This is a genomic window from Salinicola sp. CPA57 (assembly GCF_003206035.1).
GTDB lineage: Bacteria > Pseudomonadota > Gammaproteobacteria > Pseudomonadales > Halomonadaceae > Salinicola > Salinicola socius.
Window position 1 is genome coordinate 1 of record NZ_PZJR01000017.1, and the last position, 26,405, is coordinate 26,405.

At 64.0% G+C, this 26,405-nt stretch carries 24 protein-coding genes; 9 read left to right on the forward strand and 15 right to left on the reverse strand.

Translation table 11 applies throughout. The features are described from left to right. Positions 1-337: 337 nt before the first annotated feature. On the forward strand, positions 338-1,441 hold the full coding sequence (locus tag DOM36_RS17610) for an NADH:flavin oxidoreductase/NADH oxidase (RefSeq protein ID WP_110643871.1): 1,104 nt from the start codon (positions 338-340) through the stop codon (positions 1,439-1,441). Positions 1,442-1,591: 150 nt separating this feature from the next. Beyond that, positions 1,592-2,500: a LysR family transcriptional regulator gene (locus DOM36_RS17615; RefSeq protein ID WP_157958675.1), complete on the forward strand. Its 909-nt coding sequence runs from the start codon at positions 1,592-1,594 to the stop codon at positions 2,498-2,500. Positions 2,501-2,546: 46 nt separating this feature from the next. Here the strand turns inward: DOM36_RS17615 and DOM36_RS17620 are convergent, their stop codons facing one another. The 5 genes from DOM36_RS17620 to DOM36_RS17640 form a co-directional block, all read right to left on the reverse strand. After that, positions 2,547-3,146: an HD domain-containing protein gene (locus tag DOM36_RS17620; protein WP_075569866.1), complete on the reverse strand. Its 600-nt coding sequence runs from the start codon at positions 3,144-3,146 to the stop codon at positions 2,547-2,549. After that, positions 3,147-4,280, reverse strand: a complete 1,134-nt coding sequence (locus tag DOM36_RS17625; protein ID WP_075569876.1) for a TauD/TfdA family dioxygenase — start codon at positions 4,278-4,280, stop codon at positions 3,147-3,149. Positions 4,281-4,445: 165 nt separating this feature from the next. After that, complete coding sequence (locus tag DOM36_RS17630; RefSeq protein ID WP_110643874.1) at positions 4,446-5,141, reverse strand: SDR family NAD(P)-dependent oxidoreductase; 696 nt, start codon at positions 5,139-5,141, stop codon at positions 4,446-4,448. A 79-nt stretch (positions 5,142-5,220) separates the two neighbouring features. Continuing rightward, complete coding sequence (gene folE2, locus DOM36_RS17635) at positions 5,221-6,195, reverse strand: GTP cyclohydrolase FolE2 (RefSeq protein WP_110643875.1); 975 nt, start codon at positions 6,193-6,195, stop codon at positions 5,221-5,223. A gap of 65 nt (positions 6,196-6,260) precedes the next feature. Continuing rightward, positions 6,261-7,430: a mandelate racemase/muconate lactonizing enzyme family protein gene (locus DOM36_RS17640; RefSeq protein WP_110643876.1), complete on the reverse strand. Its 1,170-nt coding sequence runs from the start codon at positions 7,428-7,430 to the stop codon at positions 6,261-6,263. A 130-nt stretch (positions 7,431-7,560) separates the two neighbouring features. On the opposite strand from DOM36_RS17640, the gene DOM36_RS17645 reads away from it, so the two are divergent. Continuing rightward, on the forward strand, positions 7,561-8,493 hold the full coding sequence (locus DOM36_RS17645; RefSeq protein WP_110643877.1) for a LysR family transcriptional regulator: 933 nt from the start codon (positions 7,561-7,563) through the stop codon (positions 8,491-8,493). A 52-nt stretch (positions 8,494-8,545) separates the two neighbouring features. Here the strand turns inward: DOM36_RS17645 and DOM36_RS17650 are convergent, their stop codons facing one another. Then, positions 8,546-9,415 carry an aldo/keto reductase family oxidoreductase gene (locus DOM36_RS17650; RefSeq protein WP_110643878.1) on the reverse strand — a complete coding sequence of 290 codons (870 nt, stop codon included), beginning with the start codon at positions 9,413-9,415 and terminating at the stop codon, positions 8,546-8,548. A gap of 109 nt (positions 9,416-9,524) precedes the next feature. On the opposite strand from DOM36_RS17650, the gene DOM36_RS17655 reads away from it, so the two are divergent. The 4 genes from DOM36_RS17655 (at position 9,525) to DOM36_RS17670 (ending at position 14,305) form a co-directional block, all read left to right on the forward strand. Continuing rightward, a complete protein-coding gene (locus DOM36_RS17655; RefSeq protein ID WP_110643879.1) occupies positions 9,525-10,424 on the forward strand; it encodes a LysR family transcriptional regulator in 900 nt (299 codons plus the stop codon). Between the two features lie 59 nt (positions 10,425-10,483). Next, a complete protein-coding gene (locus DOM36_RS17660; RefSeq protein ID WP_110643880.1) occupies positions 10,484-11,416 on the forward strand; it encodes a LysR substrate-binding domain-containing protein in 933 nt (310 codons plus the stop codon). A gap of 154 nt (positions 11,417-11,570) precedes the next feature. Continuing rightward, positions 11,571-12,839: an amidohydrolase family protein gene (locus DOM36_RS17665; RefSeq protein WP_110643881.1), complete on the forward strand. Its 1,269-nt coding sequence runs from the start codon at positions 11,571-11,573 to the stop codon at positions 12,837-12,839. Between the two features lie 74 nt (positions 12,840-12,913). After that, the gene (locus DOM36_RS17670; protein ID WP_110643882.1) at positions 12,914-14,305 is read left to right on the forward strand and encodes a sodium:solute symporter family protein; all 1,392 of its coding nucleotides are present in this window, start codon (positions 12,914-12,916) and stop codon (positions 14,303-14,305) included. A 47-nt stretch (positions 14,306-14,352) separates the two neighbouring features. On the opposite strand, the gene DOM36_RS17675 is transcribed toward DOM36_RS17670, so the two are convergent. The 9 genes from DOM36_RS17675 to DOM36_RS17715 form a co-directional block, all read right to left on the reverse strand. Beyond that, positions 14,353-15,195 (reverse strand): metal ABC transporter permease, encoded by an 843-nt coding sequence (locus tag DOM36_RS17675; protein ID WP_075569856.1) that lies wholly within the window; start codon positions 15,193-15,195, stop codon positions 14,353-14,355. After that, the gene (locus DOM36_RS17680) at positions 15,192-16,148 is read right to left on the reverse strand and encodes a metal ABC transporter permease (RefSeq protein WP_110643883.1); all 957 of its coding nucleotides are present in this window, start codon (positions 16,146-16,148) and stop codon (positions 15,192-15,194) included. Before DOM36_RS17680 ends, DOM36_RS17675 begins: the two co-directional genes overlap by 4 nt. Further along, positions 16,148-17,080 carry a manganese/iron ABC transporter ATP-binding protein gene (locus DOM36_RS17685; protein ID WP_110643884.1) on the reverse strand — a complete coding sequence of 311 codons (933 nt, stop codon included), beginning with the start codon at positions 17,078-17,080 and terminating at the stop codon, positions 16,148-16,150. Before DOM36_RS17685 ends, DOM36_RS17680 begins: the two co-directional genes overlap by 1 nt. Further along, a complete protein-coding gene (locus tag DOM36_RS17690) occupies positions 17,077-18,018 on the reverse strand; it encodes a metal ABC transporter substrate-binding protein (RefSeq protein WP_110643885.1) in 942 nt (313 codons plus the stop codon). Before DOM36_RS17690 ends, DOM36_RS17685 begins: the two co-directional genes overlap by 4 nt. Before the next feature lie 543 nt (positions 18,019-18,561). Then, positions 18,562-19,170: an HAD family hydrolase gene (locus DOM36_RS17695; RefSeq protein WP_110643955.1), complete on the reverse strand. Its 609-nt coding sequence runs from the start codon at positions 19,168-19,170 to the stop codon at positions 18,562-18,564. Positions 19,171-19,458: 288 nt separating this feature from the next. Beyond that, on the reverse strand, positions 19,459-20,757 hold the full coding sequence (locus tag DOM36_RS17700; RefSeq protein ID WP_198651323.1) for an aminotransferase class III-fold pyridoxal phosphate-dependent enzyme: 1,299 nt from the start codon (positions 20,755-20,757) through the stop codon (positions 19,459-19,461). Positions 20,758-20,759: 2 nt separating this feature from the next. Beyond that, the gene (locus DOM36_RS17705) at positions 20,760-21,848 is read right to left on the reverse strand and encodes a phosphotransferase (RefSeq protein ID WP_157958676.1); all 1,089 of its coding nucleotides are present in this window, start codon (positions 21,846-21,848) and stop codon (positions 20,760-20,762) included. After that, complete coding sequence (locus DOM36_RS17710; protein ID WP_110643888.1) at positions 21,848-22,873, reverse strand: histone deacetylase family protein; 1,026 nt, start codon at positions 22,871-22,873, stop codon at positions 21,848-21,850. The genes DOM36_RS17705 and DOM36_RS17710 overlap by 1 nt, the downstream gene beginning before the upstream one ends. Before the next feature lie 138 nt (positions 22,874-23,011). Then, positions 23,012-23,695 (reverse strand): GntR family transcriptional regulator, encoded by a 684-nt coding sequence (locus DOM36_RS17715; RefSeq protein ID WP_075569850.1) that lies wholly within the window; start codon positions 23,693-23,695, stop codon positions 23,012-23,014. A 172-nt stretch (positions 23,696-23,867) separates the two neighbouring features. On the opposite strand from DOM36_RS17715, the gene DOM36_RS17720 reads away from it, so the two are divergent. Further along, the gene (locus DOM36_RS17720) at positions 23,868-24,626 is read left to right on the forward strand and encodes a class II aldolase/adducin family protein (protein WP_198651330.1); all 759 of its coding nucleotides are present in this window, start codon (positions 23,868-23,870) and stop codon (positions 24,624-24,626) included. Between the two features lie 159 nt (positions 24,627-24,785). Beyond that, the gene (locus DOM36_RS17725) at positions 24,786-26,357 is read left to right on the forward strand and encodes an ABC transporter substrate-binding protein (RefSeq protein WP_110643890.1); all 1,572 of its coding nucleotides are present in this window, start codon (positions 24,786-24,788) and stop codon (positions 26,355-26,357) included. Positions 26,358-26,405: the final 48 nt, after the last annotated feature.

Consider the following 26,405-nt stretch of genomic DNA (forward strand, 5'->3'; position numbering starts at 1 on the left):
GATATCGAAGGTGTCGAGAAGGTCGTTGAGCATGTTCTCTTCCTGATGACGGGACTCAGGTTTTCGTGTGGCCGGGCAATCGGCTAGCGATGACCCTACATGACGCCATTCGGTAGGATAACGCGGTATCTACCGGATGTTTGTAGGAGAATCGCCATAGATGACTTAAGACTTTTTGACGACGTCGTCACTGTCATCGCTCTCTTGTCGCCATCTTGAATTGCCCATTGCCGCGCGAGCTTGCTCCTCCATTCATTCGAGAGTCATGTTCTGCAATTGCAATGCAATAATTAGCCAGCTACATTTTTGCCATCATTCATTTCAGGAAACATTGTCCATGGCATCTCCCAAGCTGTTTGCGCCGCTCAAGCTCGCCGAGCTCGAACTGGCCAACCGCATCGTCATTTCACCGATGTGCCAGTATTCCGCCGACGTGCACGGCAACATGACCGACTGGCATACGATCCATCTCGGCAACCTGGCGCTCTCCGGTGCCGGACTGCTGATCGTCGAAGCCTCCTCTGTCGCCCCGGAAGGGCGCATCACCCCAGGCGACGTGGGCCTCTATTCGGACGATAACGAGCAGGCGATGGCGCGCATGCTCGAGTCCGTGCGTGGCCACTCGCCGATGCCGGTCGGTATCCAGCTCGGGCACGCCGGGCGCAAGGCCTCCTGTCAGGCGCCGTGGGAAGGTGGCGCGCAGCTGTCGCTCGAGCAGGGCGGCTGGCAGACCGTGGCGCCTTCCGAGGTCGCGTATCAGGACGATCAGCGTCCGCCGAAAGCGATGAGCCTCGACGATATCGAAGCGCTCAAGGACGGCTTCGTGACCTCGGCCAAGCGTGCCGATCGGCTGGGTTTCGATCTGATCGAGCTCCATGCGGCCCATGGTTATCTGCTGCATGAATTTCTGTCGCCGCTCTCCAACCAGCGCGATGACCAGTACGGTGGCAGCCTCGAAAACCGTATGCGGATCGTGCTGGAAATCTTCGACGCCGTCCGCGAGGTCTTCCCGCAGCAGAAGCCGGTGGGTATTCGTATCTCCGGCAGTGACTGGGTCGAGGGCGGCTGGGATCTGGCGCAGAGCGTGGAATTGGCCAAGGCGCTGGACGCCCGCGGCTGCAGCTTCATCGATTGCTCCGGTGGCGGTCTAGATCCGCGCCAGGCGCTCGATGTCGGTCCCAGCTATCAGGTGCCGTTCGCGCGGCGCATCAAGCAGGAGGTCGCCATGCCGGTCATCGCCGTCGGTCTGATCACCGAGCCGGAGCAGGCCGAAGGCATCGTGTTCAGCGGTGAAGCGGATGCCGTCGCGCTGGCACGCGGCATGCTCTTTGATCCGCGCTGGCCGTGGCACGCCGCCGCCAAGCTGGGTGCCAGCGTCCACGCTCCGAAGCAGTACCTGCGTAGCCAGCCCCACACGTTGAAAGGGCTGTTCGACGTCTGACGGCTTCCGGCGGAGGAAGTCCAAGGTGGAGCAACCGCTGTACCGGATCGCGATGCCGTGCTATCCATCGGGCGCGGTCATCGCCTTGCGCCGGTTCCGGCGGGGCCTGGCGAATGCGAGCTGGAGCTGGAGCAGGAGGATGGACGGGACATGAAGAAGAAGTGGCCTTCGCTGCCGGCACTGAGCGTCTTCGAATCGACGGTCCGCCTCGGTTCGATGACGGCGGCCGCGGAGGAGATGGGGCTCTCGCAGCCGGTCGTCTCGCAGCGTATCCGCGCGCTCGAAGACTCGCTTGGCGTATCGCTGTTCGATCGGCGGGGCGGGCGTCTGATGCCAACCCGACAGGGTGACGACTTCTACAAGTCGGTCGCGCAGGGCCTGCAAATCATCGATGACGCCTGTCGCCATGCCCGACGTGCGGGCCAGAAGGTGCGACCGTCGGTCTCCATCGCCGCCGGAGCCGGCTTCACCCATCTGTGTCTGCTGCCCCGGATGCCGGCATTGAAAGCGGCCTTTCCCGAGTTTCGCTTCAGCGTTCTGCCGATCGACCGCGACGACGATGCCGAGATGCAGTCGGCGGATATCGCCATCCGGTTCGGCCGCAGGCCGGTCAACGACGACGCGGTACGGGTAGCCGGCGAGAAGGTCTTTCCCGTCTGCTCGCCCGCCTACGCTGCGCGCTGCGGTGTCGAGCGGATTCAGTCCATCGACGACCTTGCCCGATTGGCGCTTCTGCATCAGGACGCCAGGGACCCGCGCTGGCTCGACTGGGCGCAGTGGGCCCGGGCTGTGGGGATCGAGATGCCGATGGATGAAGACTTCTTTGCCTATCGCAACTATCCGCTGGTCCTGAATGCGGCGCTGGAGGGCAGCGGCGTGGCGCTCGGATGGGAGTTCGTGGTCGAGAAGCATCTCGCCCGAGGGCAGCTTGTTGTCCTCGGGCCGGCCGTGACGCGGGAGGATCACGGCTACTGGATGGAGCTCAAGTACTCCGCCAATGCCGTGACGCAGCCGGTAAAGGCCTGGCTGATTAACGCACTTCAGAACACCACGGAGTGAATCCTGCGCCGAAACCGAAGGGGCCGCCGCCGTCAGGCGCCGGTCATCAGGCGCCTGTCATTAGAGCCAGGGGCTGCTCTTCGCCGATCACGTCAGGGTCGAAGGGGCGTCTTGCAAACACCCGGCGTAGAAGCGGCTCGAAGTGTTCGAGCGGCGGCGTCGGATAATCCGGATCGAAGGATGCCTGGTCATAGCGCTCGCAGAAGTCGACGCAGCTCTGATACCAGGGATGATCGATGAAGCGGTCCCGTTCGTTCGGGTCTTCGCCGTAGAAATGGGCGTAGTAGACCTGCTGGAACAGGCCGTGGTGGTGAATGATCCAGGTCACCTCACCGCGCACGTAGGGACGGATGATGGACGCGGCGAGCTGCGAGTGATTGTAGGGCGCCAGTTCATCGCCCAGATCATGGAGCAGGGCGCCAACGATGAGATCGTCGTCGGCGCCGTCGGCCTGCGCTCTCGCGGCGGACTGTAGCGAGTGTGTCAGACGAGAAACCTGGTATCCGCTCAGCGTGTTGTCCAGATTGCGTAGCGCGGCGAGCAGTCGGTCGACCAGTCCTTCATTGAATTGCGCTTCGAGTTTCTCGAGAAAAACGTACTCTTCGCGAGTGCCGTCCTTCATCTGACGAAACGAGACTTGTTGCATTCAGGCGATCTCCTCTTCGGTCTGGCGCAGTTTCGCCACGCTGGCATAACGTTCGCGCGGCCCGTCGATATCGAGGTAACAGCCCTGCAGATGGCGGAAGCCTTCATTGGTGTCGTAGCTGGTCCTGCCGTGCAGCACGCGGCTGTTGTCGAACAGCATCAGTTCCCCGGCAGCCAGCGCAAAGCGGATCTCGTAGCTTGGGTCCGTGAAAAGCGCCCCCAGGCGCTGCCTGGCAAGATGGAAAAGACGTGTACTCGCATCGTTCAGCAGCGGCAATTTATCCAGGCGTGGGCTGTAGTGAACGCCGGTTGGCCGGCCTTCGGCATCGGTCTGAATCATGCTGCGATGAGTCACGAGTTCCGTACCGGCATCGACGAACCGAAAGCGTACCGGCGTCTGCTTGAGCAGTTCATAGCCCTCCGGCATCTCGCGCTTCAACTGTTCCAGCCCCCTCAGGCTGTCGACGAGCGTGGACAACCCGCCGCTGGTTTCATTGACCAGGCAGTGCAGCAGCTGGATCCCGGGTACCGGATTGCGGTAGGGATTATCGGTATGCGGCCCCAACGCCACGCTGCGATAGGCCAGATCGTTGCCGCTGGGACGCGAGTAGACCTCGAAGTAGCGGCCGAAATTGGTCTCCTTCACGTAGCCGTACTTGGCGCCCACCTCGAGAATGCGCTCGGGGTCGGTCGGCACGTTGCGAAGGATGAGGTAACCGTAGCGCAGGTAGGCATCCAGCGAACGGCGAAAAGCGGCATCGTCTTCGATCACCGCTTCCCAGTCGTGACGCACCAGCGTTTGATCCAGCGTCGAGTCCCACGGCGTCGCTTCAGGGAACGGGCTCTCGTCCAGGGCCGCTTCCCGCAGCATGTCGAGATCGAAGACTTCCTGGTGTCCGTCGCTGAAGACAACTTCCACCTGGTCCTCTCCCTTCGCCGTCAGCGAGGTAATGGCCAGGTCGACGTCAATCGCATGGGAATCGAACAGACGCTGTTGCGTCATGGGTTCCAGCTGATCGGGAGCCTGGGTGCGCTCTCTCAGCCAGAGCGGGCTGAGTTCGTGGGTTTCACCGTCGCCTCGCAGCCGGAGCGCCGGCGGGTGATCGATGATGTCGAAACCGTTCTGTGCTGACATGTCTTCGAACCTCGTTTCGCTGAGCCAGGGGATGGGTGCCCACAGCATGAAACGCGGCATCGCCTGCCGGTAGAGGCTTTCTCTTATCGACGACATGCATTTATTTTATGGTCGAGCCGCCCGGACCGAAATCGAAGAATCGCGGCAGGGGCCGGGCGGCTGCGCTCAGACCGTATCCTCGATCCGCCAGTTGACCGGGACTTCGGCAACGCTGGCCGACGGCGGCAGTTCCAGCAGCAGGCGAACGATACGTGCCACGTCATTGGGCTGTGTGACCTCCTCGGCGTCGACATTGGCGCCAGCGGCCATGTCGGTGGCGACGAAGCCCGGGCAGATCGCGGTGGCGCGCACGCGGGTCTCAGCGCTGCAGTGGCGCAGCCCGTGAATGAACGCCTGCGCCGCGAACTTGCTCATGGCGTAGAGCCCCGACCCCGGCGAGCGCACCCGCTTTCCCGACAGCGACACGATCGACACCACCTTGCCCTGGTCGGCCTCGACCAGGTGCGGCCAGGCCTGCTGCGTCAGCAGCATCGGCGCCTTGGCGTTGACCGCCATGACCCGATCGAATTCGTCGCCTTCCGCGTCCAGCACCGAGGCGCGGCTGAGAATGCCGGCGTTGTTGACCAGCGCATCGATGCCGCCGAATACGCGCACGGTCTCCTCGACCCAGCTCCGGGCGCTTTGTGAGTCCAGCGCATCGTAGTGGCAGACCAGCCAGTCATTGCGCTCCGGGCGTTCGACGGGCTCGCTTCGGCAGCCGAGGCTGACGCGCCAGCCAGCAGCGTGAAGCGTCTCGGCGATGGCGGCGCCGATGCCGCGGTTGGCACCGCTGATCATGACCACGGGGGCATCGTTGGACATTTCCGGCTCCTGGAGTGGATACGAAAGGTGGTGGAACGGGTGGCGACCCGCTGACGAAGTCTCTGATGGCTCGATCAGCCTAGCGGGGCGGTTCGTATTTCGCGAGGGATCCGGCCCTCTCCGCTGCAGGGCGCCATGGCTCGAAATCGCGTTCCACCACGGCAATCGCATCATGGGCATGCAGGCTTTCGGCATGGACGATCTCGATGCGATAGCCCGTGACGTCGGGTTGGGCATCGCAGCCCTCGGCCAGACGTCGGGCGGCATCCTCGCAGAACATCAGGTTGGCGCCATTGCGCTCTGCAAAGGCCTGCTCGTCGATCCGTTTTACCAGTGTCTGAACCGGTGTCTGCAGCAAGCGCTCGAAAGTATCGATACGATCGGCAGCGGCGAATGCCGCCCGGGGACTTAGCGTGAGCGAGAGAGCGGCCCGGCTGCGCTGACTGTGCGGCGTGGGGAAAGCGCCCTGGTGCTCGATCCAGTCGGCGACGGTCCCGGCATCGATGTCGGCATGCCTCTGTTCTTCCACCCAATGGCGCCAGTCCCGGGCCATGGCGTGGCGCGCCAGCGCGGTCGAGCAGGGGCAGGTGGAGGCGTAGTCGATTGATAGCGTCAGTATGGTCTCAAGCGCTTCTCGGCTGCCTTTCAATTCCAGCCTGCACGGATAGTGACGCCATCCGCTCGCGTCGCTGAGCAGGGCCGGGCGTCGCAATGGCAGCTCGAAGTGCAGCGCCAGCATCAGGACCTGGCTGATGCCTTGCTGGCTATCCAGCAAGGCGTTACCCAGCGTCGTCAATCCGGCCGGTGTCAGCGGCGACTCGTCGAGTCGGTCCAGCAGCCGATAGAGCCGAGACATGTGAATGCCGCGCTGGCCGGCGGCGAGATCGACACTGACGTCGGCGGTGGCGGGCAGCCGAGTGCCATCCTCCCATTGCAGGCGGGTGGCGATGCCCTGCATGCCGACGTGTTGCAGGGCGCGGCAAGACGATGCCCTGGACGGTTCCGGTTCGCGCCCAGCGGCGACATCCGGTAGCGGCGGTACGGTGAGGTTCATGAGTGCTCATTGATATCATTAATGTTATTTTATAACATATCTTTTGACGTCGATGCGCACAACCTTCACTCGCCGCCGAGTTCGCGCATGACCTTGTAGAGCGCCGACTTCGCTTCGAAGCCGACGCCCGGAACCTCGGGCAGGGCAACGTAGCCATCTTCCACCTGGATGCCGTCGGCGAAACCGCCGAATGGCTGGAACACGTCCGGGTAGGATTCGTTGCCGCCCAGGTGCAGGCCGGCGGCGATATTGAGCGACATCTGGTGGCCGCCGTGGGGTACCACGCGGCGGCTGGACCAGCCCATCTCGGCCATGACATCGAGCGTACGCAGATACTCCACCAGCCCGTAGGAGAGCGCGCAGTCGAACTGCAGATAGTCGCGATCCGGGCGCATGCCGGCGTAGCGCAGCAGGTTGCGGGCATCCTGATGCGAGAACAGGTTTTCGCCGGTCGCCATGGGCAACTCGTAGTGGTTCGCCAGTTCCGCCTGCAAGGCGTAATCGAGCGGATCGCCGGCCTCTTCGTACCAGAACAGGTTGTAAGGCTTGAGCGCCTCGGCGTAGGCGATGGCCGTCGCCTGGTCGAAGCGCCCGTTGGCGTCGACCGCCAGGCGGCTGCCGTCTCCCACGACCTTCAGCACCGCGTCGATCCGGCGCAGGTCCTCGTCCAACGGGGCGGCACCGATCTTCATCTTGACCACGCTGTAGCCGCGATCGAGATAGCCCCGCATCTCCTCCTGCAGCTTCGAGTGGTCCTTGCCGGGGTAGTAGTAACCGCCGGCGGCGTAGACCCACACCTTGTCATCGGCCTGCCCATCACGGTAGCGCTCCGCCAGCAGCCGATAGAGCGGCTTGCCTTCGATCTTGGCCACGGCGTCCCAGACCGCCATGTCGATCGTGCCGACCGCCACCGAGCGCTCGCCGTGGCCGCCCGGCTTCTCGTTGGTCATCAAGGTCTTCCAGATGGCGAACGGGTCCAGGTTGTCGCGATCGTGATCGATCAGCGTCTCGGGATCGGCCTCCAGCACTCGCGCCAGAAAGCGATCGCGCATCAGCGCACCCTGGCCGTAGCGGCCGTTGGAGTTGAAGCCGTAACCGATGACCGGCTTGCCGTCGCGGATCACGTCGGTGACGACCGCAACGACCGAACAGGTCATCTTGGAGAAATCGATATAGGCATTGGCGATGGGGGAGGCGATCGATGCGGTCTGTTCACGGATGTCCACAATACGCATGGCGGAATACTCGACAGGGGATGGTGAAAGCCACGATAGCCCTGGCCTCGGCTCGCCAACCAATGCTATTAACGAGGTTAGTTATGCCGAAACGGCATTGCTATTGGCATCCGGTCACAGGAATCGACCCATGGAACTGGTCTGGCTCGAAGATTTCATTGCGCTGGCGGAGCACGGCAGCTTCGTGCGTGCCGCGGAGGCGCGCCATATCACCCAGCCGGCCTTTAGCCGACGGATACGGGCGCTGGAGGCGTGGATGGGCGTCACCCTGTTCGTGCGTACGCCACAGGGGACGTCGCTGACCGAGGCGGGGCGGGCGATGCAGGGCGGCGCTCTCGAGTCCGCCACCCGTCTGCATCGGTTGCGTGAAGAGGTTCGGGAGGTGGCGGGCAAGGCCGCCCGAACGCTGCAGTTCGCGGCGACACATTCGCTGTCGTTCACGTTCTTTCCGCGCTGGATCCGTCAGGTCGAGAAGGGGGCGCCGATCGAGGCGCTGCAGCTCCATACCGAGAGCATGGCGGAATGCGAGCAGAGGCTGACGCAGGGGCGGGTGCATTTCCTGCTCAGTCACCGTCACCCGGCGGTGCCCACGCGGCTCGATCCGGGCCGGTTCGAGAGTCGAAGGATCGCCAAGGACACCCTGGTACCGCTGATCGGTGCGGAATTGAGCAGAAAACTCGGCGAGGGCAAGGACGCAGCGGCGGGCCTCGATCCCGAATTCCTGCCGGCGGACGATCCCGCCGTTCCGTATCTGGCCTACACCGATGCGTCGGGATTGGGGCGCATCGTTTCCCACCGGCTGCGCAGCAATGCTGAATTCGCCCCACGAGCGCCGCTGTTCTCGAGCCACCTGGCGGCGGTATTGATGTCGATGGCGCTGGAGAACAAGGGCATGGCCTGGCTGCCGCTCATCCTGGCGGATTCGGAATGGCGCGAGGAGCAACTGGTCCGGGCGCTTGGACCGGCCTGGGACATCCCCGTCGAGATTCACGTGACCCGCGCCAAGGCGACACTGCCGGCTTTCGCCGAAGCGTTCTGGGAGCGTTTGACGACACGGGATTAGGACACGACATGAGACCGCCGCGACGCTTCCGAGCGCGCCCGCGTCGATCACTCTACTGACCGCCGATACGATCCAGCAACGCCATCTGCGCCGCGGGGATCTCCAGCGCGGCCGCCTGGATATTCTGCTGCAGATGCCCGGGCGATGAGGTGCCGGGGATCAGCAGAATGTTGGGCGAGCGCTTGAGCAGCCAGGCCAGCGCCACCTGCATCGGCGTGGCCTCGAGCGTCTTCGCCACGTCGGAGAGCGTGTCCGACTGCAGGGGCGTGAATCCGCCCAGCGGGAAGAACGGCACGTAGGGAATACCGTCCGCGGCGAGCTGATCGATCAGCAAATCATCGGCCCGATTGGCCAGGTTGTACTGGTTCTGCACGCAGACGATGGGCACGATCTTCTGTCCATCGGCGACCTGCCTGGCAGTGACGTTGCTCAGCCCGATGTGCTTGATCAGGCCGCGCTCGCGGAGTTCGGCGAGGGTCGTCAGCGGCGCCTCCAGCGAGCCTTCGGCCGGCCCGTGTACGTCCAGCATGCTGCGCAGGTTCACTACCTCCATCTGCTCCAGGCCCAGGTTGCGCAGATTGTCTTCCACCGCCTGTGTGAGTTCGGCAGGCGATAGGGCGGGCAACCAGCCACCGGTTTCATCGCGCCGGGCGCTGACCTTGGTGACGAGGCAGAGATCGCTCGGATAAGGATGCAGCGCCTGCCGGATCAACTGATTGGTGATGTGGGGGCCGTAGAAATCCGAGGTGTCGATATGATCGATGCCGGCAGCAATCGCGTCCTTCAGCACCTGCACGGCGCGCGCCGGATCCTTGGGCGGACCGAATACGCCGGGGCCGGCGAGCTGCATCGCTCCATAGCCCAGTCGTTTGACCTGACGATCGCCGAGGGTATAAGTACCGGCTTTGTCGATGAGGGGCATGCATTCACTCCTGTGTCGAATAGCGGATGTCGGACGGTTTTATCGTAGACCTCTCGGTGCTGTGCGACTATTCCAGCCAATCGATACAGGTCGTACGGAGAAATGCACAATGAGCGCCGATCTCGGTGATCTCCAAGCGGTGCTGGCCGTTGCCAAGGCCAAGGGGTTTCGGGAAGCGGCACGGCTCACCGCCACCAGCCCGTCGCGCTTGAGCGATGCGGTGCGCCGCGCCGAGACCGCCCTCGCTATTCGACTGTTCCATCGCACCACCCGGGCGGTGACGCTGACCGAGGCCGGCGCCGCGCTGGTCTCGCGGCTGGCACCGGCGATCGAGGAAGTGGAAAGCGCGCTGGACGCGGTCAACGGGTTCCGGGATCGCCCGGCCGGCACGTTGCGTCTCAACGTGCCGGTCAGCGCGGCGCGGTTGATTCTGCCATCGATCCTGCCCGACTTCCTCAAGGCCTATCCGGAGATCCGCGTGGAGATCACCGCCGACAGCGCGGCGACGGATACGCTGGCGGCAGGCTTCGATGCCGGCATTCGCTACGATGAACTGCTCGAGCAGGACATGATCGCCGTGCCCATCGGCCCACGAGAGCAACGTTTCGCGCTGGCCGCCTCGCCCGACTATCTGGCGCGCTGTGGCACGCCCGAACATCCCCGCGACCTGCTGCAGCACGCCTGCATTCGTGGCCGCTTCACCAACGGCAATCTGCCGCCGTGGGAGTTCGAGCGCGGGGAGGAGTCGATTCGCATCGAGCCCGCCGGGCCGTTGACGGTCAGCATCGGTGGTGGCGTGGACCTCGGTGTCGAAGCGGCGCTGCAAGGCGTCGGCCTGATCATGCTCTTCGAGCAGTGGCTGGAACCGTATCTCGCCAGTGGCGGGCTGGTACCGGTGCTCGAACCCTGGTGGCAAGGTTTCACCGGGCCTTATCTCTACTATTCGGATCGCCGGCTGGTGCCCGCGCCGCTGCGCGCCTTCATCGATTTCATTCGCGATCGCGGCTAGCGTTCTCGACGGCGCGATGACGTATCCTGCTCCTCTCCGTTGTCTCCGTGGAGCTTTTCATGCGCATGTCACCGCTGCCGCCGCTCAACGCCCTGATCGCCTTCGAGGCGGCTGTGCGGCACATGAGCTTTACCCGGGCCGCCGTCGAGCTGAACGTTTCCCAGAGCGCGGTGAGTCGGCAGATCGTTCACCTGGAGCAGTTCCTGGGACGCAAGCTTTTCATCCGCGAGCAGCGCCAGCTGGCGCTGACGCGCGCGGGGGAAACCTATGCGCTGCAGGTGCGCTCGATCCTGGACGACTGCGTCAATGCCACCGCCGAGGTGATGAAAAGTACCGGCGAGAGCGAGCTGACGGTGGCTTGCACCGCCGGCGTGGCGCAGTTCTGGATGGCACCCCGGTTGGGTCGGTTTCGGCGTCAATATCCCAATATCAAGCTGCGTCTGATCGTGCGCGATGGAGTGACGTCGCTGTCGTCCTTCGAGTTCGATATCGGGCTTTACTACTTGAAGCAGGCATCTCTGCCGGGATTTGAGACCACTTATCTGATCCCGGAGAAAGTCTTTCCGGTCTGTGCGCCCGGTTATCTCGACGCCTGCCGGGAGCGTCATGGCGTGGGGCCGGACTCGGGGTTGACGCCGGAGCAGTTGAGTGAGGAGACGCTGCTGGTGCTCGAGGATGCCCAGAGTCTGTGGATTTCCTGGCGTGACTGGTTTCGCTATCACCATTTGCCGACGGTGAGCCTGAACAACGCCATCGCCATCAATCACTACCCGCCACTGGTCGAAATGGCGGTACTTGGCGAAGGCATCGTGCTGGGTTGGCAACACGTCATCGACAGTCAGATCGACAGGGGGCGGCTGGTCCGCGCGACTGATCACTGGGCGAGTCACGGGGGCGGTTATTTTCTGATCACGCCGGACGAACGTCGGGAGAATGTCGCCACGCGCTGTTTCAAGCGCTGGCTGCTGGAGATGGCGCCGCAGGAAGGTTGATCGCCCGACGCAGGATCGATGCGCTGGCCGCATGCTGGCATGCATTTTTAACGCTTTTCAGGGGCTCGAAGCGCTGGTTAGGCTCAAGTCGTATTTGGATGACTATCACGACAGTACCTCCCAAGCACAATAATGCCTCCCGAGAGCCCAATCCATGACCGAACTTTCCTCCGCACTCCCGTCGCCAGCCGTTCTGTTCCGTAACGCCAATCTGGTCGATGGTTCGTCCCCCGAGCCGCGTGCCGGAGTACACGTTCTCGTCGAGAACGGCCGTATCGTCCAGGTCTCCGACACGCCGATCGAGGCGCCTGGTGATGCCCGCGTGATCGATCTCGAAGGGCGCACGCTGATGCCGGGCCTGATCGACTGTCACGTTCACGTCATTGCGACCACCGCCGATCTCGGGGCCAATGCGCTGCTGCCGGATTCCTTGATCGCTGCCCGCGCAACCCCGATCCTGAAGGGCATGCTGATGCGCGGCTTCACCACGGTCCGCGATGTCGGCGGCGCCGATCGCGGCATCCAGCAGGCGGTGGCGGAAGGCCACTTCGTCGGGCCACGCTTGGTGATCTGCGGCAAGGCACTCTCTCAGACCGGCGGGCACAACGACTATCGCGGCTTCTATGACGAGCGCGACGACCAGTACCAGACCCGGCGTCTCGGTTCGATGGGGCGTATCTGTGATGGCGTCGAATCGGTGCGCCGTGCCGTGCGTCAGGAGATCAAGTCCGGTGCGCAGTTCATCAAGGTGATGGCCAACGGTGGTGTCTCATCGCCCAGCGATCCGATCGAGTTTTTGAGCTTCTCGGTGGACGAACTCAGGACCATCGTCGAAGAGGCCAGCAACGCCCAGACCTACGTCAGCGCCCATCTTTACACCGATGAAGCGATTCGCCGCGCCGTCGAGGCCGGGGTGCGTTCCCTCGAACACTGCAATCTGATCGAGGCGGACACGGCCAGGCTGGCCGCCGAACGCGGTGCCATGGCCTGCCCTACGCTGGTCACCTACGAACGCCTCAAGATCGAAGGCGCCGACTACGGGCTCAAGCCCGAGTCGGTCGCCAAGATCGACGACGTCCGCCTGGCCGGGCTCGAGAGCCTGATCACCATGCACGAAGCGGGGCTGCCCATGGCCTACGGCACCGATCTGCTCGGCGAGATGCATCCGCACCAGTCGGAAGAGTTCGTGATCCGCTCTCAGGTGCTGCCGCCGCACGAGGTGATTCGCAGTGCCACTTCCACCGCGGCCAAGCTGCTGCGCATGGAAGGCGAGATCGGCTGCATCGCGCCGGGGGCGTGGGCGGACCTGATCGTGATCGACGGCAATCCGCTGGAAGACATGAGCCTGCTGACCGGCCAGGGCAAGCATCTGTCGCTGATCATGCAGGGCGGCCGCGCGATCAAGGATCGCCTTGGCCACTGATCCAGCCCGATCCGGAATCAACCACACCCCACAAAGATCACAACCCATAACAATCAAAACAGGAGACTGCGATCATGCAGGCATTCTTCGTCATCGCGTATATCGTATTGATGGTCGTCATCGGGCTTTATTTCTCGCGACGCAAGGTCCACGACGACACCGACTTCATCGTGGCCGGGCGTTCGCTCTCCACGCTGGTACTGACCGCGACGCTGCTGGCCACTTTCGTAGGGTCGGGCTCGATCGTCGGCGGTGCCAGCTTCGTGTTCCAGCACGGGCCGGGGGCGGCAATCTTCTTCTTCGCCGGGACGCCGATCGCCGCGCTGGTGGTCTACTTCCTGCTGGCGCAGAAGATGCGCCGCTCGCGGGCAACCACGATTCCCGGATTGATCGAGGAACGTTTCGGCCCCACGGCGCGCTCGATTGCCTCGCTGATCATCCTGCTGGCCTACGTCGGCATCGTTTCGTATCAGTTCACCGGGGCGGGGCAGGCGCTCAACCTGGCGTTCGGCCTGCCGGTGTGGCAGGGCGTGCTGATCGCGGCGGCGATCATGATTGGCCTGGCGACCATGGGCGGCCTGGTCTCGGTGGCGTACACCGACTACCTGAGTGCGGTGATCATCTTCGGCAGCATGCTGATCGCGGCGCCGATAGTGCTGACCCGGCTGGGCGGTCTCGGTGAGATGATGGACGCGCTGCCGGCCACGCACCACACCCTGTTGGGCGGGCTGTCGCCGTGGCAGGCGCTGGGCTACTTCCTGCCGCTGTTCCTGCTGATTCTGGGCGACCAGAATCTGTTCCAGCGCTTTGCCGCCGCGCGTGACCCGGCCACGGCCAAGAAAGCCGCCATGGGCCTGGTCATCGCGTCGATCGCGTGTACCTCGCTGATCGTACTGCTGGTCTGCGCCACACGCGTGATGTTCCCGGATATCACGCCATCCACGGCGATGATGACGCTGGCCCGGGAAGGGTTGCCCACGGTGGTCGGCGGCCTGTTGCTGGCGTCGCTCGTGGCGCTGCTGCTGACGACGGGGAACAGCTATCTGCTCTCCGCCTCGGCCAGTCTGACCCAGGACATCCTCGGTGGCCTATTGAAGCTCGATATCCCGGCGCGAAAGGCGCTGCTGGTCAACCGGCTGACCGTCGTCGGGTTGGGTATTCTGGCCTGGGTGCTGGGCGCCTTCTTCCCCAGCGTGCTGGCGATGCAGATGTACTCCTACGGCATGTACGGCGCCGCGATCACGCCGGTGTTCCTGGCGGCGCTGCTATGGCCGCGCGCCACGCCGGCCGGGGCGCTGTCGGCAATGATCGTCGGCGGCGTGGTGACGCTGGTGTGGGAGATCGCGCTGGGCAAGCCGATGGGCTGGAACAGCGTGCTGGTGGCGATGCCGCTGGCGGCGGTGACGCTGATCGGGGTGAGCCTGGCGAGCCGGCCGCGGGTGGCCGTCGAGTCGCCCTCCGTCTGAGGAAGGTGTCGCCGTTCGCATCGGAGACGGGGTAAGGCCAAAATGCCTTACCCCGCTTTCGTTTCTCGGCTTGCCACACGTCGTGTCGAAACGAGGAACGCGATCCCGAAGACGATCGAGAACAGCAGCACGATGGTCGGGGCCGGCGCGCTGTCGAGGAAGAACGAGAGATAGACGCCGAGAAAGGCGATGACGGCGGACATCACTGCCGACAGCAGCAGCATGGTGCTGAAGCGTCGGGTCAGCAGGAAGGCGATGGCGCCGGGGGCGATCAGCAGGGCAATGGCGAGAATGATCCCGGCGGCTTTCAAGGCGCCGACGATGGTCAGCGAGATCAGGCAGAGCAGGCCGTAGTGCAGCATCCGGGTTCGCAGACCGACCGCCCGGGCCTGGGTCGGGTCGAAGGCGTGGAGCAGGAAGTCCTTCCACTTGAGACCGATGACGCCGACGGTGATCAAGGCGATCAGCGCCGATTCCAAAATGTCGCGCCAGGCGACCCCCAGAATATCGCCGAACAGGATGTGATCGAGATGGACCGTCGACTGGATCTTGACGTAGAGCACCAGGCCGATGCCGAACATGCCGGAATAGACGATTCCCATCACCGTATCCTGCTTGATCCGGCTGTTTTCCTCGAGAAAGCCGGTGGCCACGGCGCAGAACATGCCGGCGACGAAGGCGCCGATGGCGTAGGGAATACCGATCAGATAGGCAATCACCACGCCCGGAAAGACGGCGTGGGAGATGGCATCCCCCATCAGCGACCAGCCCTTGAGCACCAGAAAGCAGGAGAGCAGGGCCATCGGCACGGTGACCAGCACGGCGATGACCATGGCGTTGACCATGAAGCCGAACTGGAACGGCATCAACAGGGTATCGAGCCAGTTCATCGGTGGGGCTCCGTGGAGTCGGTTGCCGAAGATCGCGTCGACGGCATCGGCTCTCGTGGCGCAGGCGCAGGCGCAGGCGCAGGCTCACGAGCCAGGGACGCCGCGGCACGGCGTCTTGCCGCCAGCATGCCGTGCTTGGGCGCGAACAGGAACGCCATCAGGAAAATCGATGTCTGCAGCACCACGATGATGCCGCCGGTGGCGCCATCGAGAAAATAGCTGGCGTAGGCGCCGAAGACGCTGGTCAGCGTGCCGATCGTCACCGCGATGATCAGCAGCCGCGGGAAGCGGTCGCTCAGCAGGTAGGCCGTGGCTCCCGGCGTGATGACCATGCAGATCACCAGAAACGCGCCCACCGTCTGCAACGCCGCGACGGTCGAGGCGGCCAGCAGGGTGAAGAACAGGATCTTGAGCGCGGTGGGGTTGAGCCCGATCGAGCGGGCGTGGCTCTCGTCGAAGAACGTCACCATCAGATCCTTCCACTTGGCCAGCAGGATGACCAGCGAGACCACGCCGATCGTCACCAGCTGCAGCGTATCGGTGGGCGTGATCGCCAGGATGTTGCCGAGCACGATGGTCTGGATGTTCACCGAGGTCGGCGACAGCGACACCATGAACAGCCCCAGTCCGAAGAACGAGCTGAAGATCAGACCGATGATCACGTCTTCTTTCAGCTTGCTGCGCTGGTTGAGAAACAGCATTGCCGCCGAGGCGAGTCCGCCGGCAAAGAAAGCACCGAGCGAAAACGGCAGTCCCAGCATGTAGGCGCCGGCGACGCCGGGCACGATCGAATGCGACAGCGCATCGCCGATCAGCGACCAGCCCTTGAGCATCAGGTAGCAGGAGAGAAACGCGCAGACGCCGCCGACCAGTGCCGACACCCACATCGCGTTGCGCATGTAGCCATAACCGAAGGGCTCGACTAGATAGCCGAACGGCATGAGGAGGTCCATCAGCGGGAGCCTCCCTTTCCGGTACTGCGGTGGCGCCGCGCGGCAATACCGTTCTGCAGCACCAGCGGGCGCTCGTCGTCGGTGAACACGCCCACGGCATGGGGTGGCACGCCGGGCTGCTGGGATTGATCGAGCACGAAATGGCGCAGCACCCCGCCGAAGGCGCGCTCCAGGTTGGGCTGGGTGAATATCTCGTCGGTGGGCCCATGGGCGAGCACCGTGCCCTTGATCATTATCGTGCGGTCGCAGAATTCCGGCACCGACCCGAGATTGTGGGTCGAGACCAGCATCACCCGCCCCTCGGCGCGCAGTTCGCGCAGCAGCCGTATGATCTGATCTTCGGTCTGGACGTCGACCCCGGTGAACGGCTCGTCGAGGAGGATCACCCGGCTATCCTGGGCCAGCGCACGGGCCAGGAACACGCGCTTTTTCTGGCCGCCGGAGAGTTCGCCGATCTGACGCTGGCGGAATTCGCTCATGCTGACGCGTTCCAGCGCGGTTTCGACCGCGTCGTGGTCGGCCCGCTTGGGAATTCGCAGCATCCCCATGTGGCCGTAGCGCCCCATCATCACCACGTCCTCGACCAGCACCGGGAAGTTCCAGTCGACCTCTTCCGACTGTGGCACGTAGGCGATCAGATTGCGCTTGAGCGCCGTTTTGGCCGGCAGGCCAAGCACCCGAATGTCGCCTCGAGCCAGACGCACGAACCCCATGATCGCCTTGAACAGTGTCGACTTGCCGGAACCGTTCACGCCCACCAGCGCGGTGATCGTACCGGTGGGGATCTCGAAGCTGGTGTCGCGCAGGGCGGTATGACCGTTGCGATAGATCACGGCAGCATCGGTCACGTGGATGCCGGCACCAGCTGTCTCGACGTCGGCCGATGGCGCCTCGGGGTTGGTCGATGTCGTGTTAGCCTCGATGGTTGTCATGATGACGCCCCCTGGGTCAGGCCTTTGACGATCGTCTCCGAAGTGACGCGCAGCAGATCGATATAGGTCGGTACCGGGCCGTCGGATTCGCTGAGCGAGTCGACGTAGAGCACGCCGCCGTAGTGGATGCCTGTCTCGCGGGCCACCTGCTGCGCCGGTTTGTCGGAGACGGTGCTCTCGCTGAAGATCGCCGGAATGTCGTTGGCGCGAATGACATCGATGACCTGGCGAACCTGCTGTGGCGTGCCCTGCTGATCGGCATTGATCGGCCACAGGTAGCGCTCGCGCAGGCCGAAATCCCGCGCCAGATAGGAGAACGCGCCTTCGCTCGTCACCAGCCAGCGATTTTCCTCGGGAATCTGCGCCAGCGACTCGCGGATGGGCGCAACGGCGGTCTCGATCTCATGCTTGTAGCGCTCGGCGTTGTTGCGGTAGGTCTCGGTGTTGGCGGGGTCGTGCTCGATGAACGCGTCGCGGATGTTGTCGACGTAGATCAAGGCGCTTGTCGGCGACATCCAGGCATGCGGGTTGGGCTTGCCGTCATACGGACCCTCGGCGATGCTGATCGGCTCGATGCCTTTCGATACCACCACACTGGGCACGTCCTTCAGATTGTGGAAGAAGCGCTCGAACCAGCGTTCCAGATCGAGCCCGTTCCACAGGATCATGTCCGCATCCTGGGCACGCAGGATGTCGCGCGGGGTCGGCGCATAGTTGTGGATCTCGGCGCCCGGCCGGGTAATCGGCTCCACCGTTGCGGCGTCTCCGGCCACGTGCTGCGCCATGTCCGCAATGACCGTAAAGGTGGTCACTGCCTTGAACTTGTTCTGGCTCACGTTTTGGCCGGTGTCCTGAGCGCTGGCGGGGAGAGCGAGCAAGATGCCGAGGGTCACGCTCGCGACACCGAGCAGTACCGAACGTTGTAAACCTCGCTTCATGGTCCATCTCCTGATTCTCGAGCTTTGGGTTCTCAGACACCCAGCGATTGTGCTCACCCACATGAGTGTCTGGGGCAGCTCTCTGTCAGCGCGCTGATTCATGGGATCGCAGAGCCCATGCTTCGACGGCAAACGATTAGCGACCCTGTCTAATTAACCACGGTTTAACTCTATTCCCAAGGTTGTTATTTGTAGCATCGGTTAAGGCTTGTCGTGAAGTCCTTTCGCCTCTTGCAAATACGAAAATCGAGCGGAGCGATGGAGCGCGTCCGTCTATCGTCTAGACTCGTGGCACATGAACTCAGGAGGCCGGCGATATGCCTGCAGCTAAAGTGTTGTTTTTGGTGACGATTATGCTGGGCGCTACCCTGGTGCTGGGCGGATGTTCGCCGATCCCCGATGCGCCAGGCCCAATCGGCATCCCCGGTATCTGACGCCTATCTGGCCGCTATCGATCAGGGAAAGGGAGGGCAGCGCCTGGTCACCGAGCGCGCTGATGCGACGCTTCGGGAGTGATGGGGATGATGGGAGCGATAGAAATGATCAGCTGCCGTTGACGAGTCTCTTGGCCAGCGCCCGACAATCCGCGAGATGCCAATCGGCGTCTCTCGTCTCCCGGGCCTGCGGCGCGTTGACCAGCACGGTTTGCGCGCCGGCTGCTCGCCCGCAGGCCATGTCGATATGGCTGTCGCCCACCATGACCAGAGCCGCCGGCGTGACATTCCAGCGTCGGATGAAGTGATCGAGGCCACCGGGATGGGGTTTGGGCGGTGCCTCGTCGCGTCCGAGCACATCGTCGGGGGCGAAGCAGTCGGCGAGCCCGATCGCTTCCAGCGTGATGTGAGCCAGCGCCTTGGCATTGCGGGTCAGAATGCCGAGCCGGCAGCCGCGCTCGCCTAGCGTCTGAATGAGTTCGATGGCGCCGGTGGCAGCAGTCGAACGCATCGCCAGCTCGCGCTCATGCTCTAACAGCCAGGCGTGCCTGGCATCACGTTCGGCCGCGGGCAGCGTTTCCAGGTGGTGGAGAATGTCGGCGCCCTCGGGGATTTCGAGATGACGGCGAATGGCGGGGAAGTCATGCACGCCAACGGTCAACGTGCCGTCCATGTCGAAGACCCAGTGGCGTATTTGAGTCAAGGTGGGAGAGGTCATATTGAGCGTGTCGCGTCTCAAAAGGCCATCTTGCCACGGGCGTAGCCGAATGTCCGTTGCGCCACTCCCGGTGTACGTGCGCAAGGTGTTAAGGCGTGAGCAGTTCGCCGATTTCGAGTACTTGAAACCAACGCTGTGTAACGTATGCGTGCCGGCCGCAGTGGCGCCAGCCGCGCTCGAACTCATCGCCACTCGCCTTGAGCACCGTCGTTTGGCTGAGGATGCCGGCTGTTGACCGTGGCTTCGTTTTTTGGGGCTTTATCATTGTTAGGGTCTATCGCTGCCGCGCTATTCGTCGAGGGCGTCGCTCAGGGTCTCCTCGAGCACCTCGCACAGACGGTCGACGTGCATGCGGGTGAAGACCAGCGGCGGGCGGATCTTCAGCACATTGGCCTGTGGCCCGGTGGCGCTGATCAGTACCTGGCGCTCGCGCAGGCCGTCGACCAGCGCCTGCGCGAGGGCGGCGTCCGGCGCGCCGTCGGCATCGAGCACTTCGACACCGGCCAGCAGCCCTGCACCGCGCACCGCGCCGAGGCGGTCCGTGGTGGCCGCGATCTGACCCAGGCCGGCATGCAGGTTTGCGCCCACCGCGGCGGCCTGTGCCACCAGATTCTCGTCGGCAATGACGCGCTGGACCGCCAGCGCGGCGGCGCAGGCCACGGGATTGCCGCCGAAGGTATTGAAATAGCGTGCCGTCTCCCCGAAGTGGTCCATTACATCGCGCCGGCCGACAACCCCTGCTACCGGGTGACCGTTGCCCAGCGGTTTGCCGAGCGTGACCAGATCGGCCCTGACACCATGGCGGGGGAAGCCCCACAGGACGCCGGTGCGGCCGAGCCCGGCCTGCACTTCGTCGGCGATATAGAGCCCGCCGGCGCGCCGGATCGTCTCTACCGCCGGGGCGAGAAACCCGACCGGATCGGTCACGATGCCGTCGCTGGAGAAGATACTGTCCAGCAGCAGCGCGGCGGGACGGATGCCGTGGGCGGCGAGATCGTCGATCGCGGCCTGCACGCCGTCGGCGAAGCGTGCGCCCATCGCCGCTGCGCCGTCACCGCGATTCACGGGCGCCGGCACGGTGCGCACGCGCGTGCCTAGTTTGACCTTGCTGCCGAGAGAGGGCGACGCCTCGGCGATCGCCTGGGTCACGCCGTGATAGGCCAGCTCGGTGACGATCAGTCCCTCGCCGCCGGTGAAGGCGCGGGCCATGCGCAGGGCGAGATCGTTGGCTTCACTGCCTGAACAGGTGAAGACCAGCTGTTCGAGGGGCGCCGGCAGCGAGTCGATCAGCCGTTCGGCGCAGTCGAGGATCGTCTCGTGCAGGTAGCGGGTATGGGTATTGAGCGTGGCCGCCTGGGTGGCGATGGCTTCCACGACCTTTGGGTGGCAGTGGCCGACACAGGCGACGTTGTTGTAGGCGTCCAGGTGCGCCGTGCCGTGGCGGTCGAAGAGCCACACGCCCTCACCGCGCACGGGATGGAACGGCCGCCGATAGAACAGGCGATAGGAGGCGCCGAGCAGTCGCTGGCGCCGCGCCAGCAGGAACGCTTCGACGGCATCGTCATCTTTCACGCTGGGCTCGTGCATGTTCATGCTCCCGTACCCGGTGAATTGAAGGTTGAATCGAGGGCTTCGTCCAGGCGGTGCTGAAAGGTCGCCGCGGACAGATTCAGACAGTGCTTCAGGGCCCGGCGGGAGGCCGCCGTATTGCGCAGCAGGTAGTCGGCGTTTTGCGGGTAGCGTCTGGCGCGATGGGTGGAGACGGTAATCGCCATCGCCAGCCGGGTCTCGATCAAGCCGCGCAGCAGTGCGCACTCCGCATCGTCGAGCGCTGAATGGGCATGATAGCCGGCGACCAGCGCCAGGGCTCCCGCCAGCGGATCGGAGACATCCTTTATCTGGTAGGCCGCGGCCACGGCGAGATCGACCACCCGTGGGGCGAACAGCATGTCGCCGAAATCGATGATCGCGGCGGGGTGCTCGGGCAGGGCGTCGTCTGCGGTCGGGGTGAACAGCACGTTGTGACCGTTGAGGTCGTTATGGATCGGCTGACGCGGCAGCGCCACCAGGCGCGGACGCAGCTGCTCGGCGAAGCGCTGGAGCAGGTTGCGGATGCGCTGGCGCGAGGCGTCATCGAGGCTATCGGTCTGAGGCAGCAGGTCGTCGGCGCGCTGCAGGTCCCATGGCATCGACAGCTCGCGAACCGGGTGGTCGAAGTCGGCCAGGGCGACGTCGATCCGCGCCAGCCAGCCGCCAAGCCTGGACTGGAAGCACCGGGAGGCCACGCGGTCGGCCAGCGGCGTGCCGGGCAGGAAGGTCGACAGACGCACGTGACTGACGCGGCCGTCATCGAGGCGCAGCGGTGGCGCCGGATCGCCATCGCGGTCACGCAGCACCCGCGGGACCGGCAGGGCCGGGTCGTGTTCGGCCAGGTGCATCAGCGCGCGGACCTGAAAATCGCTCACCGCCTGGCGCTCCGCCGGATGGGTGAACTTGAGCAGGTAGCGCTGGCCGTCGGTCGTCGCCGCGCGAAAATTGCAGTCGCGCTCGCCGCTGAGCGGCTCAAGGGTGGCAGCGAGGCCGAAGCGCTCGGCCAGCACCCGTTGGGCGGTCTCTGGCGACACCGTCAGGGCCGTGGCCGCGAGGACGTCCGTGGTGTCGTCTGTGTGACTCGTCATCATTCGAACCCCGACAGTGCGCTGACCAGGTTGTCGCCGAGGGCATCGGAGAGGTAGCCACCTTCCTGCACGATGACGGTGGGCAGGCCGAGCTGGGAGATCTGTCGGGTGATCCGCGCAAAGCCCTGCGTGGTCACAGCGACGCCCTGGTAGGGGTCGTGTTCGTAGATGTCGAGGCCGAGCGAGACGACGAGCGCGCCGGGGGCGAATTCGGCGATGCGCTCGCAGGCGCGGGTCAGTTGGCGCAGATAGCCATCGGTCTCGAGCCCCTGGGGCAGCGGCAGGTTGAGGTTGTAGCCCTCGCCGACATCGCGCCCGGTTTCATGCGCGTGACCGGTGAAAAAGGGCGTCATGAAGTGGGGGTCTGCATGCAGAGAGACCGTCAGCACATCGTCGCGGTCGTAGAAGATGCCCTGGGTGCCGTTACCGTGGTGAACGTCGATATCGAGTATCGCCACCCGCGCATGATGGCGGCGCAGTTCGCTGGCTGCGATGGCGGCGTTGTTGAGATAGCAGAAACCGTTGGCACGTTCTGCGTAGGCGTGGTGCCCCGGCGGGCGACACAGCGCATAGGCGAGGCGATGGCCTGACTGGACGTGGCGAGCCGCGCCCAGGGCGCACTGCGCGGCACCTCTCGCCGCACGCCAGGTGCCGGGCCCGATCGAGGCGGCCATATCGCCCAGGTGGAAGCCGACCCGCCCGACCAGATGATCCGGGTAGGTGCAGGGCTCGCCGGGAAAGGGGTGGACGTTGGCGACCACCTCCTCCGGGTTGCGGTCTTCCAGGGCCAGCCAGCGGGTGTGGACGTGTTCGAGGAAATCGAGATAGCGCGAGGTGTGCACGGTTGCCAGCCTGTCGTGGTCGACCTCCGCCTCCGCAGTGACGAGAGTATGGCCCGCGCTGACCGCAGAGCGCTGCAGGCGATCGGCCCGTTCCGGCTGCTCGTTGCTGCGGCGGACCTGACCGCGCACGACGAAGAACTGCGGGTCGTGATCGCGGTGAGCGTCACAGACGAATACATGCATAGTGGTCTCCCTTGTTGGAAGGTCTTCGATATCGGCGGCAGGTCTTCGCCACTGGCCAGACAGGCTGCTATATCGGCGTGCAGGCCAGTGCTGCGCGGCCAGAAACATCAGCCGTGCCCAGGGGCGCCGAGGTCACGGTCAGCCCTGGGTGCGTTCCCGAAACATCTCCACTACCCGCTGCTGGGCGACGCCGATGTGGTAATCCAGCGCCGCCTCGCCGGCATCGGGTGAGCGGGTGCGCAGCGCTTCCAGAATCGGCTCGTGGGTATCGGCGACGCGCATGGCGTCATCGTAGAGCTGACCGATCAGCAGAATGCAGAAGCGCATCTCGTGGCAAAGCTCGTCGAATACGCGCACCAGGCGCTGGTTACCGCTGAACTCGCACAGCATGCGGTGGAACGCGACATCCTCCTCGATCTGCTGAACGGCGGTGCCGTCGCGGGCCACCTGGCGCATCGTTTCGAGCTGATGGCTGAGCGCGGCTTCCATTTCGGCGGTCAACTTGCCGGCGAGCAGGCGAACGGCGTGGCGTTCGAGGCACAGGCGAAGGTCGTAGACGTCATCCAGCTCGTCGGCGTTGAAGGTGCGAACGAAGAATCCGCGCCGGGGTTGGGAGACCAGCATGCCACGACTTTCGAGCAGGCGTGCCGCTTCCCGCACCGGGGCGCGGCTGACACCGAAGTCGCGTGCCAGTTGCGCTTCGGACAGATGCACCCCGGGTGAGAACTCTCCCTTGAGCAGCGCTTCTGTCAGCATGTCGGCAATCTGATTGACCAGATCGCGCTGCTGAATGGTGGCGAATCCCTGTGTGGTCGTCGTCATGTCATCTCGTTTGGCTGGCGGTTGGCATCGTCCACAGACTCTGTGGCGATCTTAGCGAGTCGACTGTCGAGTGTCGACAGTTTGAAAATTGCCTGATAGGTTAATGACTGAATCCGCGGTCGCCGACGCTAACGGCATTGCCGCATGCCCCCACAGGAGATCGATGATGGATATGGCGACTGACGCTCACCAGGCCTCGAAACTGGCCGCACGTCGCGACCTGGCGGCAGCCTATCGGCTGATCGCGCATTTCGGCCTGGATGACAGTATCTATACGCATATCTCTGCGCGTGCCGAGGCGGGCAAGGAGAACTTCCTGATCAACCCTTACGGCTATCGCTTCGAGGAAGTGACCGCGGCCAACCTGGTGACCGTCGATCTCGAAGGCAACGTGATCGATGATCCGGAGCGTGCCGGCATCAACAAGGCCGGCTTCACGATCCACAGTGCGATCCACGAGGCGCGCCCGGACGTTCATTGTGTGCTGCATACCCACTCTGTGGCCGGTGTCGCCGTCTCGTGTCTGGAAGAGGGTTTGTTGCCCTTGAACCAGTGGTCGATGGAGTTCCACGGCCGCACCGCCTATCACGATTATGAAGGGATCGCGCTGGATCTGGCCGAACGCGAGCGACTGGTCGCGGATCTGGGTGACAAGCCGGTCATGGTGCTGCGCAACCATGGCATGCTGGTATGCGGCCGCACGGTCGGCGAGGCGTTCAAGCGCATGCATAACCTCGAGCGCAGCTGTCGCGCGCAGCTCGCGCTGATGGGCAGCGGCATGACGATTCGCCGCGTGGACGAGGCGCTGGCCGAGCACACCGCCCAGCAATACGAAAAATGGGATTCGGATCACGGCGTGACCGATCACGACCCGGAGTGGGAGGCCTACCTGCGCCTGTTAAAACGCATTCAGCCCGATTTCGAGGGCTGAAGTGTCGCCTGGCCGGACCTTCACTCGTCCGTCGCCGGTCAACGGGGCTGAAGACAAGCCGAAAACAAGACGCGGAGCGGTGACGCTGGACACATCACGCGAACATCGTTCTGCCAGTGGTTCGAAGATTCGACAAATCCAATAACGATGAGATCTGCCATGACCCTGCTATCGTCCGTGACCGGCCGTCTGACGGCGGCCGCATTATCACTTGCCCTCGCGGCGCCCGCCGTCGCCCAGGAAACGCCGCAATCCGGCGGTGTCGCCAACGTCGCCATCCAGCCCGAACCGCCGGGATTGATGCTGCCGCTGGTCCAGAACGCACCGACCCAACGGGTGGCCGGCAATATCTTCGAGGGGTTGCTGCGTTACGACGCCGACCTCAAGCCGATGCCTCAGCTGGCGACGTCCTGGGACATCAGCGACGACGGCCTGACTTACACCTTCCATCTGCATCCCGATGTGAAGTGGCACGACGGCGAAGCGTTCTCCGCTGCCGACGTGGTGTTCTCGGCTGATGTGTTCCTGCGTGAGACCAACCCGCGAACCCGGGCGATTCTCGATCACGTCGACAGTATCGAGGCGCCGGACGAGAAGACGGTGGTCTTCACGCTCAAGCAGCCGTTCCCGGCCTTCATCCAGGCGTTTGAGGTCGGCACCTTGCCGATGGTGCCCAGGCACATCTATGAAGGCACCGATTTCTACAACAATCCGGCCAACAATCATCCGATCGGCACCGGTCCGTTCGAGTTCGCCAAGTGGGATCGTGGCTCGGTGATCGAGCTGGACAAGAACCCGGACTACTACGAGGCCGGCAAGCCTTACCTCGACAAGATCTACTGGCACGTGATCCCGGATGCGGCGTCACGGGCGGCGGCGTATGAAAACGGCACGCTCAACGTCATGCCGGCGGGGTCGGTGGAGAATTTCGACATTCCGCGTCTGTCCGAGATGGATAACAGCTGCATGACGGAGGCGGGCAACGAGTACTTCAATCCGTTCGCCATGCTATGGCTCAACAATCGCGAAGGCCCGACCGCCGACAAGCGTTTCCGTCAGGCGGTGATGTACGCCATCGATCGCGACTTCGCCAAGAACGTGCTCTGGAATGGGCTGGGCAAGGTGCCCAACGGCCCGTTCAGCTCGACGCTGGCATCCCACGACGACGATCTCGAACCCTACCCCTACGACCCGGACAAGGCCGAAGCGCTGCTCGACGAGATGGGCTACGACGGCGAGCCGGTGAGGTTGTTGCCGCTGCCCTACGGTGAGACCTGGACCCGCTGGGCGGAAGCTGTGCGCCAGAACCTCGAGGACGTGGGCATCAACATCGAAACCGAATCCTCGGACGTGGCGGGCTGGAACCAGAAGATCAGCGACTGGGACTACGACATCGCCTTCACCTACCTGTTCCAGTATGGCGACCCGTCGCTGGGCATCGCGCGGACCTACCTCTCCAGCAATATCGCCAAGGGCTCGCCGTGGAACAACGTCGAGGGCTACGAGAATCCGCAGGTCGATAAGCTGTTTGCGGACGCCGCGGTGGAAAACGACCCCGACCAACGCCAGGCGATGTACGACCAGGTTCAGCAAATCCTCCACGATGACGTGCCGCTGGCATGGATCATGGAACTGGCGCAGCCGACCCTCTATCGCTGCAGCGTGCATGACCTGATCACTACCGGTATCGGGCTCAACGATGGATTCAAGAACGCCTGGATCGAGCAGTAAACGACCCCAACTTCGGTAGCAAGCGCCGGCGACTTTGGGTTGCCGGCG